Here is a 17,410-nt window from a genome sequence, read left to right on the forward strand (position 1 = left end):
CCGGCCGGCGAAACGCGCGATCAGCGGGCGACGGGACGGCCGGGGTCGGCGCACCACTCGCTCCATGACCCCGCATAGAGCCGCGCGCCCGGCAGGCCGGCCACTTCCATGGCCAGCAGGTTGTGGCAGGCGGTAACGCCCGAACCGCAATACATCACCACCTGCTCCGGCTCGGCCCCGGCGAGAATGCCGAGAAACTGCTGGCGCAATTCCGCCGCCGGCCGGAACGCTCCGGCAGCGTCGAGGTTGTCGCGGAAGCAACGGTTGCGCGCTCCGGGGATATGCCCGCCCACCGGGTCCATAGTCTCGTTTTCGCCGCGGAAACGGTCCGGACCGCGGGCGTCGATCAGGCAGACGTCGTCCTTCCCGAGATTTGCCAGAACCTGGTCCGCCGTAACCACCCAGTCGCGCAGGCGGACTTCGAATTGCGCAGCAACGGGCGGCGCGGGCGGCGCGGCCGTCACCGGCCGTCCCTGGCCGATCCACGCCCCGATGCCGCCGTCCAGCACGGCGACGCGGTCGTGGCCCAGCCAGCGCAGCAGCCACCACAGCCGCACGGCGTACATGCCGCCGTCGTCGTCGTCAGACGACCACCTGGGTCCGTTCGTTCACACCGGCCGCGCCGAGCTTCGCGGCCAGGGCCTGAGGATCAGGCAGGGGATGGCGGCCGTTCCGCCCGTTCATCGGCGCGGACAGGTCCCGGTCGAGGTGCATGAAGACGGCGCCCGGCAGATGCCCCTCGGCATAGGCCTTTTCACCGTACGCGGGGTCCGTCAGGCGATGGCTGCAATCGAAGACCCGCCAGTCGGGATCGGCCAGATGGGCCGCGAGTTCCTCGCACGAAACCAGCGTCGAGAACGTCATTCGGCGACCTCCGCCGTGTCGAGCCAGGCGGTCGCCTCGGCGTCGCTGTCGAACACCTTCATCTCGGCGCTGACGAAGATGTGCGACAGCCAGGCGCTCCACGCCACCCACTGGCTTTGCGTGACGACGGCGATGCGCTTGAAATCGTTCGGATGCGCGCGGGCGAAAACGATGTCCTCCCAAGCCACGTCGACGGTGAAATCCGCCATTTCCCGCAAGTCCATGAGCAGGTCGACCGGGCCTTCGAAACGCACCTTGTAGTTCACCAACTCCTCGAATTCCTTGAAATCCGCCAGCGTGAACTCGCCGTAAACGTTAACCAAGACGCGGTTGTTTTGATGCTGGATGACGATCATGGCCACACCTCCTGTGCGGCCGAGTTTAACATCAGTCCTGATCGGCGGGATTGGCCCGGGAAAACCACGTCGCCACCACCCCGCTGGCCACGATCAGCGCGATCGCGGACCAGGCTCCGGCGCTCAGCGTCTCGCCCCAGAACGCCGCCCCGAAAAGGCTGGCGAAGATCACCGTGGTGTAGGCCAGGCTGGCCGACATGAGCGTGTTGCCGCGCTTGTAGGCCCGGGTCATCACCAGCTGCGCCAGCGTCCCGAACGTGCCGACGCCGAGCAGCAGCATCCCGCCCCGCTGGTCGAGCGGATGGAACTCGAAGAACAGCATCCAGACGACGGCCAGCACCGTCGACACGAGGGCGAAATAAAAGACGATCCGCTCCTCCCGTTCGCCGCGCTCGCCCAGTTCCTTGACGTTGAAATACGCCACGCCGGCGATCATGCCGCTGGCCAGCCCGATGATGCCCCCGAGCAGCTGTTCGGCATGGAAGGACGGGCGCAACAGCAGGGCAACGCCGGCGAATCCCAGCACCAGCGCGAAGATCATTCCGCCGCGCAGGCGGACCTTGCCGAGCAGCGCCAGATAGAGCGCCAGGAACAGCGGCGAGGTATAGGAAAGGGTCACCGCGGACGCCAGGGGAAGCATGCTGATCGCGTAGAAATAGAGCATCAGCGAAAAGCAGCCGCTGCCGCTGCGCCGGACGTGGAGCATCCACAGCGGCGTCCTGACGGACAGACCGCGCGCCCGCATCAGGATCAGCATGAACAGCAGGTTGAGGAACGAGCGGTAGAAGACGATCTCGGCGGCCGAGTACTGCGTTGAACGCCAGTTTTACGCACACGCCCATGCTGGCAAAGAAAAAACTGGCGACAATCATCCACAAGGACTGCATGGCCGTCTCGAAGCTGGAGGGAAAGCGTCCTGCCGGAATGCGCCGAACCGGGATCGGCGGCAGGGAAGCGCCATTCTATTCCCATTCGGCCACCTTTCCAATTGACCGAAGTGCTATCCTTGGGCTATTTTTCAATGTTTTAGCGGTTGTACGCCATGGTTCGATCACAGGTTGCGGAAAAGGACGCGAACGAGTTTCCCGCGTCGGCGGTACCCCCGGACACCCCGTTCGAGGCGGCCCTCGCGGAGCTCGAACGGATCGTGCAGGACATGGAAGGCGGACAACTCTCCCTGGAAGAATCGATCTGCGCCTACCGCCGCGGCAGCGAACTGCTCCGGCATTGCCAGCAGCAGCTCGGCGAGGCGGAGCGCAGAATCCAGATCTTCGAGAAGGGCGAATTGCGCGACGCGAACCTGGACGGGGAGACGCCCCGATGACCGCTTCCGTCGCCGCCGGCGCCATTCGTCCGGCCGTCCAGGAATGGATGGCCTCCGTCCAGGAGCGCGTCGAACAGGCGCTCACGCGCCATCTGCCGTCCGCGGAAGCCATTCCGGCGCGCCTGCATCAGGCCATGCGCTATGCGTGCCTCAACGGCGGCAAGCGGGTGCGCCCGCTGCTGGCCTTCGCCACCGGCGAAATCTGCGGGGCGCCCGCGGAGAAACTGGAGATCGTCTCCTGCGCGCTGGAAATGATCCACGCCTATTCGCTGGTGCACGACGACCTGCCGTGCATGGACAACGACGTGCTGCGGCGCGGCCGGCCCACCTGCCATGTCGAATACGGCGAGGCGACCGCGCTGCTGGTCGGCGACGCCCTGCAGACACAGGCGTTCGAACTGCTCGCCCGGGAAAACCTCGGCGCCCCGGCCGTTCAACTCGAAATGCTGCGCTGCCTGGCGCGCGCCAGCGGTTCGCTGGGCATGGCCGGCGGCCAGGCGATCGACCTCGACGCGGTCGGCCGCACGCTGGAACTGCCGGAACTTGAGCTGATGCACGCCCTCAAGACCGGGGCGCTGATCCGCGCCGCGGTGACGCTCGGCGCGCTCTGCGGCGAACCGCTGCCCGACGCGGCGGTCAAGGCGCTGGATCGTTTCGCCAAACGCGCCGGCCTGCTCTTCCAGGTGGTCAACGACATCCTCGACTGCACCGCCAGCACGGCGACGCTCGGCAAGACCGCCGGCAAGGATTCGGCGGCGGACAAGCCGACCTACGTGGGCCTGATGGGGCTGGAACCGGCCCGGGAATTCGCCGGCCAGCTCCGGGAGCAGGCACTCGCGTCGCTAGAGACGTTCGGCGACCGCGCGCATCGGCTCGTCGAATTGACCGACTTCATCGCCCGCCGCCAGTTCTGACGGCCTGACTCGCGACACACGCACCATGGACACCTATCCTCTGCTCGATACCATCGACCATCCCGCGCAGTTGCGCGAACTCGACCGGAAGCAACTGCGGCAACTGGCGGAGGAACTGCGCGCTTTCCTCGTGGAATCGGTCTCGCGCACCGGCGGCCACCTCTCATCGAACCTCGGCACGGTCGAGCTGACCATCGCCCTGCACTACGTGTTCGACACGCCGAACGACCGGCTGGTCTGGGACGTCGGCCACCAGACCTACGCGCACAAGATACTCACCGGCCGCCGCGCCGGGATGGCCAAGCTGCGCGGCCACGGCGGCGTGTCGGGATTCCCCAAGCGCTGCGAAAGCCCGTACGACACCTTCGGCGTCGGCCATTCCTCGACGTCGATCTCCGCGGCGCTCGGCATGGCGCTGGCCGCCAAGCTCAACGGCGACGCGCGGCGCACGGTGGCCATCATCGGCGACGGCGCCATGTCCGCCGGACAGGCGTTCGAGGCGCTCAACAACGCCGGCGTGGCCGACGCCGACATGCTCGTCATCCTCAACGACAACGACATGTCGATTTCCCCGCCGGTCGGCGCGCTGACCAAGTATCTCGCCCGTGCCCTGTCCGGCAGCACCTTCAACGCCGCCCGCCGCGCCGGCGAAAAGGTCCTCGGCGTCTCGCCCTCCCTGCTCGAATTCGCCAACCGCGTGGAAGAGCACGTCAAGGGCATGCTGACGCCCGGCACCCTGTTCGAGGAGCTCGGCTTCAACTACATCGGCCCGATCGACGGACACGACCTCGACTCGCTGATCCCGACGCTGCAGAACCTGCAGAAGCTCAAGGGCCCGCAGTTCCTGCACGTGGTCACGCGCAAGGGCCAGGGCTACAAACTGGCCGAGGCCGATCCGATCCTGTACCACGGCGTGTCCAAGTTCCAGCCGGAGATCGGCATCGAAGGCAAGTCCGGCGGCAAGCCGACCTACACCCAGGTCTTCGGGCAATGGCTGTGCGACATGGCCGCCGTCGAGCCCCGGCTGATCGCCATCACGCCGGCCATGGGCGAAGGCTCCGGCATGATGGAATTCGCCGCACGCTTCCCCGAGCGCTATTTCGACGTCGGCATCGCCGAGCAGCACGCGGTGACCTTCGCCGCCGGGCTGGCGTGCGAGGGCATGCGTCCGGTGCTCGCCATTTATTCGACCTTCCTGCAGCGCGGCTACGACCAGTTGCTGCACGACGTCGCGCTGCAGAATCTGCCGGTCGTCTTCGCCCTCGACCGGGGCGGACTGGTCGGCGCCGACGGCCCGACCCACCATGGCGCGTTCGACCTCTCCTACCTGACCTGCGTCCCCAACATGGCCGTCATGGCCCCCGCCGACGAGGAAGAGTGCCGCCGGATGCTGACCACCGCATTCCGCCACGACGGCCCCTGCGCGGTGCGCTATCCGCGCGGCACCGGTCCGGGCGTGGAGACGCAACCCACGTTGGCGGACATTCCCTTCGGCAAGGGCGAGATACGGCGGCGCGGCAAGGGCGTCGCCCTGCTCGCCTTCGGCAGCATGTTGACGCCCGCGCTGCAGGCCGCCGAGGAGTTCGACGCCACGGTCGCCAACATGCGCTTCGTCAAGCCGATCGACCGTGAATTGATCGCCGAGCTGGCGCGGGAACATTCGCTGCTGATCAGCATCGAAGAAAACGTATTGATCGGCGGCGCCGGCGCGGAAGTCGCCCGCGTTCTCGACGAGACGGGCAGCCCGGCGCGCCTCGCCAGGATGGGGCTGCCGGACCGCTTCATCGATCACGGCGATCAGTTCAGGCTGCTTGCGGAAGCCGGGCTCGACAAGGCCGGCATTCTCCGCACCGTGCAAACCTATCAGGACAGACAATGAGCAACATGCAGACCCCCGCCGCCATGGTGGACGTGCAAGGCCTCGCCGATACCCGGCGCATCGCCATCAATCGCGTGGGCATCAAATCCATCCGTCATCCGGTCAAGGTGCTCGACCGCTCGGGCGGCGTCCAGCACACTATCGCGGTGTTCAGCATGTACGTCGGGCTGCCGCACAATTTCAAGGGCACGCACATGTCGCGCTTCGTGGAGATTCTGAACAGCCACGAACGCGAAATCTCGGTGGAGAACTTCCCGGCCATGCTGCGCGAGATGGTCCGCAAGCTGGAGGCAGAAACCGGGCACATCGAGATGAACTTCCCCTATTTCATCAACAAGTCCGCCCCGGTTTCCGGCGTGCAGAGCCTGATCGACTATGACGTCACCCTGATCGGCGAGATCTGCCACGGCGAGATCGCCTCGACGATCAAGGTCGTCGTGCCGGTGACCAGCCTGTGCCCGTGCTCCAAGAAGATCTCAGACCGCGGCGCGCACAACCAGCGCTCCCACGTGACGGTCACGGCGCGCATCCTCGAACACGTATGGATCGAGGAAATCGTCCAGCTGGTCGAGGCGCAGGCGTCGTGCGAGCTTTACGGCCTGCTCAAGCGGCCCGACGAGAAGTACGTCACCGAGCGCGCCTACGACAACCCGAAGTTCGTCGAGGACATGGTGCGCGACGTGGCCGCCAAGCTCAACGCGGAAAACCGCATCGGATCGTACGTCGTCGAATCCGAGAACTTCGAGTCGATCCACAACCACTCGGCGTACGCGCTGATCGAGAACGCCAAGCGCCAGCCGGCGTAGTTGACGCGCCCTCCAGACGACACAAGGGGCCGGTTTTTGCCGGCCCCTTGTCTTTGCAGAAGAACGGAACTGCCGCTTATTCGGCGGCGGCCTTCTTCGTCTTGTGCGACAGCTTTTCCTTGATGCGCGCCGACTTGCCGGAGCGCTCGCGCAGGTAGTACAGCTTGGCCCGGCGCACGTCGCCGCGGCGCTTGACCTCGATCGACGCCACCAGCGGGGAATAGGTCTGGAACGTCCGCTCGACCCCTTCGCCGGAGGAGATCTTGCGTACGATGAAGCTGGAGTTGAGACCGCGGTTGCGCTTGGCGATGACCACGCCTTCGTAGGCCTGGAGACGCTCGCGCGAACCTTCCTTCACCTTGACCTGGACGACCACCGTGTCGCCGGGAGCGAATTCCGGAATCGTCTTGCCCAGACGGGCGATTTCTTCTTGCTCGAGTTGCGCTATCAGATTCATTTTAAGACTCCTTTGTGTTTTCCTGACCGCATTGCTCCTGATAATGCCGCAGGAGTTGCGTTTCCTCTTTCGACAGCGAACGCGCCGCCAGCAAATCCGGCCGCCGCTGCCACGTCCGCCCCAGCGCCTGCATCAGGCGCCAACGGCGGATTGCTTCGTGATGCCCGGACAACAACACGTCCGGCACCCGCGCGCCTTCGTAATCCTCCGGCCGCGTATAGTGCGGGCAATCCAGCAAGCCCGCGACAAACGAATCCTGCGTTGCCGATTCGGCGTCGTTCAGCACGCCCGGCAACTGCCTGACGATGGCGTCCAGCAGGGCCATCGCCGGGATTTCGCCGCCCGAGAGCACGAAATCCCCGATCGAAATCTCCTCATCGACGCAGCGCTCGATCAGGCGCTCGTCGATCCCTTCATAACGACCGCAGAGAAGGATCAGCCCTTCTCCCGCCGTCACCTCGCGCACCATCTCCATCACCCGCCGATGCGTCAGCGGCGCGCCTTGCGGCGACAGATACACGACCCGGCTCCGCTCCGCGCCGGCCGCACGCTGCCGCTCGCCGGCCGCACGCAGCGCCGTTTCCAGCGGCCCGGGCATCATCACCATTCCCGGTCCGCCGCCGTACGGACGATCATCGACTGTTCGATAATTGTCCGTGGCGTAATCGCGCGGATTGGTGCATTCCAGGCTCCAGCGCCCTTCCTCCAGCGCCCGGCGCGTCACGCCCGACTGCGTCACCGCGGCGAACATCTCGGGGAAGAGCGTCACCACGCCGGCAACGAAACACGCCCCCGCATTCTCCCGCCCGGCGGGACTCACCAGTCGGCTTCCCAATCGACCAGGATACGCCGCCCCGGCACATCCACGTCCCGGATGACGGCGTCCACGAAAGGAAGCAAGCGCTCCCTGCCTTCCCCGTCATCCACCCGCAACACGTCGTTGGCGGCCGTCCCGATCAGCCCGGCGACCTGTCCGAGCGACTGCCCCTGCACGTTCACCACGTCGAGTCCCAGCAGGTCGCCCCAGTAGTACTCTCCGCTTTCCGTCGCCGGCAGCTCCACGCGCGGCGCGCCCACCAGCATTCCCCTGAGCGCCTCCGAAGCGTCGCGGTCGACGATCCCTTCGAGCGTCGCGACCAGCACGCCGGACTGTTCCCGGCAGCGCATCAGGCGCACTCGGCGCCATGCTTCCGGCGCATCGCCTTCACGACCGAGCCACCAATGCGGCAGCGCCCCCCAGGAGCGCGGATCGTCGGCGAACGGATGAACTTTTATCGCACCGCGCAAACCGTAGGAATCGACGACCTTGCCGAGCACGACGATGTCGGCAGGCGGCTGCGCGCCGGTTCCTTCCCCGGCCAACGGATCAGGCCACCGCCTTGACGGACTGCTTGACCAGACGGATCACGGTCGGCGACAGTTTGGCGCCCTGCTGCTGCCAGTAGGTCAGCCGGTCGGCCGCGACACGCAGGCCTTCTTCATTGGCCGAAGCGACCGGGTTGTAGAAACCGATGCGCTCGATGAACCGCCCGTCGCGACGGGTACGCGAATCGGCCACAACCACGCTGTAGAAAGGACGCTTTTTCGCGCCGCCACGAGCCAGACGAATGACTACCATAGGTTTTCTCTTCCGAATCCAGAAAAAGTGCGAGATTATAACCAAAATTTCTGATTGTCGATAGCGCCTGTTCCCGCAAAAGAATCAAGGTCATAAACGGGTTCCCGGCGGTGGCGCCCATGCTTTTGTAATAGCCGCCACGGCTCACGAGGATCGGGCCGAGGCGGCTGCGGGGCCGTCGCGTTTCTCGCGGCAAACCGTATTTCATGTGACCGCCGAGGCGCGAATCGCGGCAAAAAAAACCGGAGCGAACCCGGCGACAGGGTTTACGCTCCGGGCCCCGTGCTGCGGGACATGGAACTCAGGCGCCTCTCTATAGAGGCTCTCCGAGATTCTTTTCCAGAACGGCCCTCACCCGCGCCTTGTCGGCATCCGAAAGCGGCTTGAACGGCCCCCGGCACGTACCGCAGTTGAACGCCTCGCAGTTGCATCGCGTACTTCACCGCGTTGAACACGCCGACGTCGACCAGCGTTTCCACGATTTCGTTGGCCTCGCGCTGCAGACGGAAGGCTTCGTCGACGCGGCCGGACAGGAAGGCGTCGCGCAAGGCGACGAACTTGCGCGCCATGAAGTTCACGGTACTGCCGATCATGCCGGACGCCCCCATCGACAAGCCCGAAAGGAAGGCCTCGTCGTAGCCGTTGAGTGCCACCAGCCGCGGATGATGCGCGAGGATGCGCTCCAGTTCGTACATGTTGGTGTTGGTGTGCTTCAGCGCGACGACCAGCGGGTGCTTGAACAGCTCGCGGATGCCGCCCTGGGTCATGTTGATGCCGGTGAACGCGGGAATGTTGTACACCACCAGCGGCATTTCGCTGGCTTCGATGAGATCGCGGTAGTAGCCGATGATCTCTTCGGTCGTGTATTTGAAGTAGATCGGCGGCACCGACGAAATCGCGTCGGCGCCGTGCTCCCTGGCGTGGCGCGACAGCCGGATCGCGGCGTCGGTGCCGCCGGCGCCGGTGTGGACGATGACCTTGAGCCGGCCGGCCGCCCGCCGCAGCACGGTCTCGGCGATCCGCATGCGCTCGTCCTCGGTGAGCAGGAAGGATTCCGCCGTCGAGCCGCCGACGTACAGGCCGTCGACGCCCTGGCCGATCTCGTAGTCGACGAGCGCATCGAGCGCCGGATAGTCAACCGCGCCGCCGGGCCGCATCGGCGTCGGCAGCGCCGGGTAGATACCGCGCAGATCTTTCATGTCGGCGTCCTTTCCTACCAGCTGGTCCAGCCGCCGTCGATCACCAGGTTGGACCCGGTCATGTAGCGCGAGGCGTCCGAGGCCAGGAAGACGATGGCGCCGTTGAACTCGTTCTCCTCGGCCATGCGCCCGATCGGCATGCGCGCGCAGTAATTGGCCTGGAACTCCGCGTCCTGGGTATCCCGGCGCACGCCCGAGGGGGTGAGGATGTTCACGCGCACGCCCTTGCGCCCCCAATACGTGGCCAGGTAGCGCGTAAAGTTGTAGAGACCCGATTTCGAGGCGCTGTAGGCCACGGGCTTGATGAACGGCCGGCCGGTCTTCTTCTCCTTGTAGGCGTAGATGTCCTGCACCGGCGAGAGCATGCCGTAGATCGAGCCGATGTTGACGATCGAGCCCCGTCCGGCCTGGGCCATGGCGCCGCCGACGACCTGGCAGCACAGGAAGGTGCCGGTCATGTTGATTTCGAGCACTTCCCGCCAGACTTCCTCGGGGAAGTCCTCGAACGGCCCGGAGACTTCCGGCGGCGCGCTCGGCTGGGTGTCGATGCCGGCGTTGTTGATCAGCACGTGCGGCACGCCCCATTTTTCGGTCACCTCGGCCAGCCCGCGCCGGATCGACGCCTTGTCGGCGATGTCGACGGCGCAGAACATGAGCCGCCCCGGATCGACGGGAAAGCGTTCGCGCAGCACCGCTTCGTCCGGGATGCGCCGGTTGAAGACGGCCACCCTGGCGCCCCGGTCGACGAATTCGAGGGTGAACTGGCGGCCGATCTGGCCCAATCCGCCGGTGACCACGATGACGCGGTCGGTAAGATCGAATACATCCTTGCGATTCATTTGTTTTCCTCTCTCAAGAAAGCGAAGGGCCGCCCCGGGGTGGCTCAGCCGGCAGCCCTGGCGGCCTCCGCGGCGCGCTGGCAGCCCTGATTGAGGAACATGACGTCGTTGCCCAGGATGATCATGTCGACCCCTTTCTTGACCAGGCTGGCGGCATTTTCCGGCGTCGGCGGAATGCATGGCGCCATGACCTTGATGCCGCGCCGGTGGCACTTTTCGATCAGCTCGTCGAGCCGCGCGTTGACCTCCGGATTCGACATGGAATAGTCGATCGGAATCTGGCGGGACAGCGAGTAGTCGGCCGGGCCGAAGTTGATCACGTCGATGCCCTCGACCTCCAGGATCTCGTCGATGTTGTCGAAAAACTCGAAGCTCTCCGCCATCGGGATGACCAGGGTGTTCTCGTTGGCGCTCTGCGTGTAGGCCGACCACTTGAAGCCCGGTCCGCCGAAGCCCGCGGAGCGGACCGAACCGTCCCCGCCCCGGCGTCCCTGCGGCGGGAACTTGGCCGCCCTGACGATGGCACGCGCCTGGTCGGCCGTGTTGACCTGCGGAATGATGACGCCCGCGGCGCCCAGTTCCAGGGATTTCCGGATGTCCCATTCGATCGTGCCGCGCACGCGGATCAGCGGCGCGATCCCGGCCACCTTCGCCGCCAGGATCAGCTTCTCCATGGCCAGGTCGATCTGGAAGGGCGTGTGTTCCGCGTCGATGAAGGCGAAGTCCAGACCCCAGTTACCGGCGATTTCGACGATCGCACACGTTCCCGTGTACATCGTGACGCCGAACGTAGGAGCGCCTTGCTCAAGTTTCGCCTTGAGGGGAATCTTTTCCTGCGACATAGCTCATCCTCCAATATGTAAAGAAGCCACCGCTGACGTTCAAGCCGTCTGCCACTTGTTGTCGAGCGCCACCCGGACGTAATGCGCGCTCCCCTCGATGTGCCGGCGGATCGAGTTCCGGGCTCCGTCGGCGTCGCCCTGCTTGATCAGGCGATAGATTTCATCGTGCTCGGCAAAGGCCGCATCGAGCGACTTCTTCGGCACGCGGCTGCTCACGTTGATCGTCTCGGTGATCAGGGCGAACAGGTTGTTGTAGAAGACGTTCAGGATTTCGTTGCCGACCGAATGGACCAGCCCGAGATGGAAGGCCGCGTCGCACGCGGTGAAGAGGGAGAAATCGTTGGCGTCGACCGCCTTGCGCATGCCGGCGATGGCGTCCTCGACTTCCCCGTTGACGGCGGCGTTTCCTTCGCCGACCGCCAGGCTGCCCACCGCCTCGACTTCGATGATCCGGCGCACGTCCATCAACTGGACGAAATAGTCGGACTTGTGCGACAGATACTGGCGCACGGTCACGGCGAGCGAGCCGAGGAATTCGCCGACGTCGTCGCGCACCACCAGCGCCCGTTCGCCGTGCTTGCGCCGCACCAGCCCCTTGGTTTCGAGTATCTGGATCGCCTCCCGCACCGAGCGGGTGCTGACGTTGAAGGCCTCCGCGATCTCGCCCTCGGCGGGCAGGCGCTCGCCTATCGGCAGTTCGCCGGAGAGGATCTTCGACTCGAAGGCTTCGACGACCGGCACGTACAACTTGTCTCTGTCGGGTCTTTTTCTCGGGAGCGCGGACGGCTTGCCCGAGCTTGACGACTTGAGCGATTCCATTTTGTGAGTCACCTCAAACATATGAATTTTTCAAGACGGCATTCCGCGCCCTGACGCGGATGCCGCCGATCCCCGTGTTGAACGGCATGCCGTTCATGTTTTTTTCCAAACCGCGACGAAACACGATCACGCCGCCTATTTTCCCGACTCCACGCCCGCCTGGATGAAGCGCCTCAATTCCTCGGTCCGCGGCTCGGAGAAGATCTCCTTCGACGGACCCTGCTCCCATATCTTTCCCTGGTGCATGAAGACGGTGGTGTTCGCGACCTGGCGCGCGAACCCCATTTCATGCGTGACCAGGATCATGGTCATGCCGGATTCGGCCAATTCGGCGATGGTCTTCAGGACTTCGCCGGTCAGCTGCGGGTCGAGCGCCGAGGTCACCTCGTCGAACAGCATCACCTTCGGCTTCATCGCCAGCGAGCGAGCGATGGCGACGCGCTGCTGCTGGCCGCCCGAAAGCTCGTCCGGATAGGCGCCGGATTTGTCCAGCAGCCCCACCCGCTGGAGCGTGGACCGGGCCGCTTCCCAGGCCTCGTCCTTGCCGGTCTTCTTCACCACGCGCAGCGCCAGCATGATGTTCTCGGCGACGTTGAGATGGGGAAACAGGTTGTAGCTCTGGAACACCATGCCCACTTCCTGGCGCAGGCTGCGCAGGTTCTTGTGATGGCCCCCGCCGGGGACGATCTCGTAGCCGGCGACCTGGATGCTCCCACCCTGGATCGCTTCCAGGCCGTTGATGCAGCGCAGCATCGTGCTCTTCCCCGACCCGCTCTGCCCGATGACGGCGATGACTTCGCTGGTCTTGACCGAAAGGCTGACGCCATTGAGCACGCACAGCGCCCCGTAGGATTTTTTCACGTCGTTAAGTTGTACCGCGTACACGTTTGCCTCGCTGGAGATATTCACTGTAATAGGACAACGGGTAGCAAATGACGAAATACATCGCGGCGACCGTCATAAACACTTCGAACGGCTGGAAAGTCATGTTGTTGAGGAGCTGGCCGGCGCGGGTCAGCTCGACGAAGCTGATCAGGGCGGTGACCGACGTGTTCTTCACGATCTGGACCATGAAGCCGACCGTCGGGCCGAGCGCTATGCGGAACGCCTGGGGCAGGATCACGTGCCGCAGTTTCTGCGGCAGCGACAAGGCCAGCGAATCCGCCGCCTCCCACTGCTGGCGGGGAATGGCCTCGATGCAGCCGCGCCAGATGTCCGCCAGGAACGCGGTGCAGTAGATCGACAGCGAGATGACCGCGGCCGCCAGCGGCGGGAAATAGAAGCCGAGAAAGCTCAGGCCGTAGTAGGCCAGGAAGAGCAGGATCAGCAGCGGCGTCGCCTGTACCAGCTCGATGTAGCCCGCGATCGCGTAGCGGACGGGGCGCGGCCCGAGGCTCCGGAGCAGCGCGAAGACGAGGCCGAGAATCCCGCCGATGACGAAGGTCAGTCCGGACAGCGCCAGCGTCCACAGGGCGCCGCGCAACAGGATCGGCAGGCTCGACAGGCCGAAGGACTGGATCATGCCTGCACCCTTTCCCGCCGGACGGCAACCGCCTCGGTCATCCGGAAAGCGGCGGCATCCTTCCTGCGGAAGAGCCACAACCCGATCAGCCAGTACGCGAGGCGAAAGACGAAGGTCAGCACGACGTAGATGGCGCCGGCGATCAGGAAGGTCTCCAGGCTGCGGAATGTCAGCGACTCGACCTTGGAGGCGGCGAGCGTCAGCTCGTTGGCCGAAATGGCGCAGACCACGCTGCTGCCCAACAGAGTCAGGGTCAGCTGCCCGGTCAACGCCGGGTAGATGACTTTCAGGGCAGGCACGATGACCACGTGCCGGATGACCTGCAGGCGGGTCAGGCCGAGCCCAAGCCCCGCCTCGATCTGCGATTTCGGGATCGCGCCGAAGCCGGCGCGGAAGATCTCCGCGGAGTAGGCGCCGAGGTTGAACGAAATGGCGATGATCGCCGACGTATCGGCCGTCAGCTGGACGCCGATGTACGGCAGGCCGAAAAAGAACAGGAACACCTGGACCAGCAGCGGCGTGTTGCGGATCAGCTCGACATAGGCGCGCGCCAGCCCTTTCACCCACCTCGGCCCGTGGTCGCGGAGCAGGGCGACCGCCAGACCGATGGCAAGCCCGCAGACGATGCCCTGCCCGGACAGGAGAACCGTATTGATGGTGCCGTCCACGAACTCCGAGCTGCGCGCCAGAACCGCGCCGAAATGCATTTCGTATGCCATGTCGAACCCAACGGAAGAGGTGAAGAAGCCGACCGGCCCGGCGCCGGCAACGACGGACGGCGCCGGAGAGGGCGCCGGTCGAACCGGCGACCCGAGACCTCGCGCGGACGCTCAGAAAGTCGGCAGCTTGCCTCCCGGAATGGGCACGCCGACCCATTTCTGATGCAGCGCATTGAGCCGGCCCGTGACTTCCTCGTAGTAGATGAAGTTGTTGAGCCACTGGTGCAGCTGCGTGGCGTCCTTGCGGACCGCCATCGACCAGTAGAGGGTGAACAGCGGCACCGCCGTCTTGACCTCGAGGTTGGTGAGGTTGCGTTTCTTGATGACGTCGTTCGCCACGGTCGCCACCGCCGCGGTCGCGTCGACCTGGCCCGAGATCAGCGCCTGCATGGCCAACGCATCGTCGTCGAAGCGCACCACCTGCAGCCCCTTGATGTCGAAGCCGCTGACCGCGACGTCCTGGGTACTGCCCTTCGGCACCGAGACCCGCTTGCCAGCGAGATCCGCCAGCTTGTTCAGCGGCATGTCCTTGCGGGCCACGAAGCGCATGTCGTAGGCCCCGTACGGGTTGGTCATCAGGAACAGCTTGGCGCGCTCGGGCGTCGCGGTCATGTGCGCGATGAGCATGTCGACGCGGCCGGACTCGAGCGCCGCGGCGCGCGAAGCGTTGTTGACCGGCACGACCTCCAGCTTGACCTTGAGGTTCTGCGCCACGTCCCTGGCGAGGTCGACCAGGAAACCGTCCGTCTGGCCGCTGGCATCGATCACGTCGTACGGCGGGATGCCAGTCAGGACGCCGATGGTGATTTTTTCCTTCTTGACGATATCGTCGATGGTCTGCGCGCCGGCAGACATCGCCATCGTCGCGGTGACTGCCCCCATCGCCATGACGGCGGCGCTGCGTTTCAGGAATCCGATCCAGCTCATGAGCCCCTCCTAAGAAGTTATGAACACCCAGATCCTCATGCGGTCCCGCATGACTTCAACCAACTGTTTCCGAAAACACCTCCGAGAAAAAACACGACATCGAATTGCGCGGCGAGCGCAATAAACTGATAAGGAGCGCTCAAGCAACACACTACCTCTGACATATTGCATATGTCAACAGTTGCTTCAGAAAAAAACGTGTGTTGGCTGCTTGGCACGGAAACCCAAAAGAAAAACGCCACGTAATCTGCTGATTACATGGCATTTTATTGGTGGGCCCGCACGGACTCGAACCGTGGACCAAAGGATTATGAGTCCTCTGCTCTAACCGACTGAGCTACAGGCCCGGAAACCGATCAACTATTGCTGCTGTCCAGGAAGCTGCGCAGTTTGTCCGAACGCGACGGATGGCGCAACTTTCTGAGGGCCTTGGCTTCGATCTGACGGATACGCTCGCGCGTGACGTCGAACTGTTTGCCGACCTCCTCCAGCGTGTGATCGGTGTTCATCTCGATGCCGAAACGCATGCGCAGCACCTTGGCCTCGCGCGGCGTCAGCGTGTCGAGCACGTCCTTGGTGATCAGCCGCAGGCTGGAGAACAGGGCCGCGTCGGTGGGCGCCAGCGTAGCGGCATCCTCGATGAAATCGCCGAGATGCGAATCGTCGTCGTCGCCGATCGGCGTCTCCATCGAGATCGGTTCCTTGCTGATCTTGAGGATCTTGCGGATCTTCTCCTCCGGCATGTCCATCTTCTTGGCCAGGGTCGCCGGATCGGCCTCGATGCCGGTCTCCTGCAGGATCTGGCGCGAGATGCGGTTCATCTTGTTGATCGTCTCGATCATGTGCACCGGGATGCGGATGGTGCGCGCCTGGTCGGCGATCGAGCGCGTGATGGCTTGGCGAATCCACCACGTGGCATAGGTCGAGAATTTGTAGCCGCGCCGGTATTCGAACTTGTCGACCGCCTTCATCAGGCCGATGTTGCCTTCCTGGATCAGGTCGAGGAACTGCAGGCCGCGGTTGGTGTATTTCTTGGCGATCGAGATGACCAGACGCAGGTTGGCCTCGGTCATCTCGCGCTTGGCGCGGCGCGCCTTGGCTTCGCCGGTGGACATCTGCTTGTTGATGTCCTTGAGTTCCTTGAGCGGGATGCCGATGCGATCCTGCAGCGCCAGTAGCTTCTTCTGCTCTTCCTTGATGTTGGGCGCGTTGCGCGCGAGCACCGACGCATAGGCCTTGCCCGAGGATGCCTCGATCTCCTGGTCCGCCCATTCGAGGTTGAGTTCGTTGCCGGGAAAAATCTTGATGAAGTGCGGGCGCGGCATGCGCACGGTATCGACGCAGATGCGCTGGATCTTCCGCTCGCAGGCGCGCGCTTCCTCGACCATGTTGCGTACCGAATCGCAAAGGCGCTCGATGGTCTTGGACGTGAAGCGGATGCCCATCATTTCCTCGGAAATCTTTTCCTGGTACTTGAGATAGGTCTTGTCCTGCGAGCCCTTCTTGGCGAGCGCGCCATGGGCCTTGGCGTAAAAGCCCTTGATGGCCCCCAGCTTCACCAGCGCGTCTTCCTTGAGCTTGATCAGCGACGCGGAGGCGGCACCTTCGCTGCCTTCGCCGTCGTCGTCCTCTTCGTCCTCGACGCCGGCTTCGTCCTCTTCGGGCAGTTCGTCGAGAATTTCCTCCTCGGCGTTCGGATCGATCAGGCCGTCGATCAGTTCGTCGATGCGCATTTCGTCGCGCGTGATCTTGTCGGCGCAGTCGAGAATCTCGGCGATCGTCGTCGGGCAGGCGGAAATCGCCTGGATCATGTGCTTCAGGCCGTCCTCGATCCGCTTCGCGATTTCGATCTCGCCTTCGCGCGTCAGCAGTTCGACGGAGCCCATTTCGCGCATGTACATGCGCACCGGGTCGGTGGTCCGGCCGAATTCGGAATCCACCGTCGACAGCGCCTGTTCGGCCTGCTCCTCGACATCGGCGTCGTCCGCGGCGACGGCCGGCGTGGTTTCGGACATCAGCAGGGTTTCGGCATCCGGCGCCTCGTCGTAGACCTGGATACCCATGTCATTGAAGGTGCTGATGATGCTTTCGATCTGTTCGGCATCGACCACATCGTCCGGCAAATGGTCATTGACTTCCGCATAGGTCAGAAAGCCACGCTCCTTGCCCAGCTTGATCAGCGTCTTGAGCCGTGTCTTGCGCGTCTCCTCGTCGATCGGAGACGGCTGGTTTCCGATCTGCGCCAGAAGCTCGGCGGCTTTGATCTTCGCCGACTTGTTGTTTGCTGCCTTTTCCCTTGCCATGACCTGTTCCCGGTTAGCGATC

At 64.3% G+C, this 17,410-nt stretch carries 19 protein-coding genes, 1 tRNA gene and 1 pseudogene; 4 read left to right on the forward strand and 17 right to left on the reverse strand.

The features are described from left to right. Positions 1-20: 20 nt before the first annotated feature. The 3 genes and pseudogenes from QM701_RS07830 to QM701_RS07840 all read right to left on the reverse strand — a co-directional run bounded on the left by QM701_RS07830 (position 21) and on the right by QM701_RS07840 (position 1,977). Positions 21-864 (reverse strand): annotated as a pseudogene (locus QM701_RS07830) (sulfurtransferase). Next, a complete protein-coding gene (locus QM701_RS07835; protein ID WP_415166521.1) occupies positions 861-1,220 on the reverse strand; it encodes an STAS/SEC14 domain-containing protein in 360 nt (119 codons plus the stop codon). The pseudogene QM701_RS07830 and the gene QM701_RS07835 overlap by 4 nt, the downstream one beginning before the upstream one ends. Before the next feature lie 31 nt (positions 1,221-1,251). After that, positions 1,252-1,977 carry a DMT family transporter gene (locus QM701_RS07840; RefSeq protein WP_415166522.1) on the reverse strand — a complete coding sequence of 242 codons (726 nt, stop codon included), beginning with the start codon at positions 1,975-1,977 and terminating at the stop codon, positions 1,252-1,254. A 285-nt stretch (positions 1,978-2,262) separates the two neighbouring features. Between QM701_RS07840 and QM701_RS07845 the strand changes: the two genes are divergently transcribed. From QM701_RS07845 to folE2, 4 genes are read left to right on the forward strand one after another with little or no spacing between them, the layout of a single operon-like run. Continuing rightward, complete coding sequence (locus tag QM701_RS07845) at positions 2,263-2,544, forward strand: exodeoxyribonuclease VII small subunit (protein ID WP_415166523.1); 282 nt, start codon at positions 2,263-2,265, stop codon at positions 2,542-2,544. Next, the gene (locus QM701_RS07850) at positions 2,541-3,458 is read left to right on the forward strand and encodes a polyprenyl synthetase family protein (RefSeq protein WP_415166524.1); all 918 of its coding nucleotides are present in this window, start codon (positions 2,541-2,543) and stop codon (positions 3,456-3,458) included. Before QM701_RS07845 ends, QM701_RS07850 begins: the two co-directional genes overlap by 4 nt. Positions 3,459-3,483: 25 nt before the next feature. Next, entirely contained in the window at positions 3,484-5,337 is a 1,854-nt protein-coding gene (gene dxs / locus QM701_RS07855) for a 1-deoxy-D-xylulose-5-phosphate synthase (protein ID WP_415166525.1), read from the forward strand. Between the two features lie 5 nt (positions 5,338-5,342). Next, complete coding sequence (gene folE2, locus QM701_RS07860) at positions 5,343-6,143, forward strand: GTP cyclohydrolase FolE2 (protein WP_415169360.1); 801 nt, start codon at positions 5,343-5,345, stop codon at positions 6,141-6,143. 76 nt (positions 6,144-6,219) lie between these two features. Here folE2 and rplS read toward each other — a convergent pair whose 3' ends face one another. From rplS to rpoD, 14 genes are all read right to left on the reverse strand, one after another. Then, complete coding sequence (gene rplS, locus QM701_RS07865) at positions 6,220-6,600, reverse strand: 50S ribosomal protein L19 (RefSeq protein ID WP_415166526.1); 381 nt, start codon at positions 6,598-6,600, stop codon at positions 6,220-6,222. A gap of 1 nt (position 6,601) precedes the next feature. Continuing rightward, entirely contained in the window at positions 6,602-7,420 is an 819-nt protein-coding gene (gene trmD, locus QM701_RS07870; protein WP_415166527.1) for a tRNA (guanosine(37)-N1)-methyltransferase TrmD, read from the reverse strand. Beyond that, on the reverse strand, positions 7,417-7,962 hold the full coding sequence (rimM, locus tag QM701_RS07875; protein ID WP_415166528.1) for a ribosome maturation factor RimM: 546 nt from the start codon (positions 7,960-7,962) through the stop codon (positions 7,417-7,419). The genes trmD and rimM overlap by 4 nt, the downstream gene beginning before the upstream one ends. A 4-nt stretch (positions 7,963-7,966) precedes the next feature. After that, positions 7,967-8,218 (reverse strand): 30S ribosomal protein S16, encoded by a 252-nt coding sequence (gene rpsP, locus QM701_RS07880; protein WP_415166529.1) that lies wholly within the window; start codon positions 8,216-8,218, stop codon positions 7,967-7,969. A 266-nt stretch (positions 8,219-8,484) separates the two neighbouring features. After that, complete coding sequence (locus tag QM701_RS07885; RefSeq protein ID WP_415166530.1) at positions 8,485-9,417, reverse strand: dihydrodipicolinate synthase family protein; 933 nt, start codon at positions 9,415-9,417, stop codon at positions 8,485-8,487. Between the two features lie 14 nt (positions 9,418-9,431). Next, a complete protein-coding gene (locus QM701_RS07890; protein ID WP_415166531.1) occupies positions 9,432-10,256 on the reverse strand; it encodes an SDR family oxidoreductase in 825 nt (274 codons plus the stop codon). 44 nt (positions 10,257-10,300) lie between these two features. Next, entirely contained in the window at positions 10,301-11,098 is a 798-nt protein-coding gene (locus QM701_RS07895; RefSeq protein WP_415166532.1) for an HpcH/HpaI aldolase family protein, read from the reverse strand. Positions 11,099-11,137: 39 nt separating this feature from the next. Further along, positions 11,138-11,917, reverse strand: a complete 780-nt coding sequence (locus QM701_RS07900; protein WP_415166533.1) for a FadR/GntR family transcriptional regulator — start codon at positions 11,915-11,917, stop codon at positions 11,138-11,140. Between the two features lie 135 nt (positions 11,918-12,052). Beyond that, positions 12,053-12,802 carry an amino acid ABC transporter ATP-binding protein gene (locus tag QM701_RS07905; RefSeq protein WP_415166534.1) on the reverse strand — a complete coding sequence of 250 codons (750 nt, stop codon included), beginning with the start codon at positions 12,800-12,802 and terminating at the stop codon, positions 12,053-12,055. Further along, positions 12,783-13,439, reverse strand: coding sequence for an amino acid ABC transporter permease (locus tag QM701_RS07910; protein ID WP_415166535.1), 657 nt, complete (start codon positions 13,437-13,439; stop codon positions 12,783-12,785). Before QM701_RS07910 ends, QM701_RS07905 begins: the two co-directional genes overlap by 20 nt. Next, positions 13,436-14,158 carry an amino acid ABC transporter permease gene (locus QM701_RS07915; protein WP_415166536.1) on the reverse strand — a complete coding sequence of 241 codons (723 nt, stop codon included), beginning with the start codon at positions 14,156-14,158 and terminating at the stop codon, positions 13,436-13,438. Before QM701_RS07915 ends, QM701_RS07910 begins: the two co-directional genes overlap by 4 nt. Positions 14,159-14,269: 111 nt before the next feature. Beyond that, positions 14,270-15,085 (reverse strand): transporter substrate-binding domain-containing protein, encoded by an 816-nt coding sequence (locus QM701_RS07920; protein WP_415166537.1) that lies wholly within the window; start codon positions 15,083-15,085, stop codon positions 14,270-14,272. 270 nt (positions 15,086-15,355) lie between these two features. Beyond that, positions 15,356-15,432 (reverse strand) — tRNA-Ile (locus tag QM701_RS07925). A gap of 9 nt (positions 15,433-15,441) precedes the next feature. Further along, positions 15,442-17,388 (reverse strand): RNA polymerase sigma factor RpoD, encoded by a 1,947-nt coding sequence (rpoD, locus tag QM701_RS07930; RefSeq protein WP_415166538.1) that lies wholly within the window; start codon positions 17,386-17,388, stop codon positions 15,442-15,444. Between the last annotated feature and the right edge of the window lie 22 nt (positions 17,389-17,410).

It is taken from the genome of Propionivibrio sp., from assembly GCF_047602565.1.
In the GTDB taxonomy this organism is placed as follows: domain Bacteria; phylum Pseudomonadota; class Gammaproteobacteria; order Burkholderiales; family Rhodocyclaceae; genus Propionivibrio.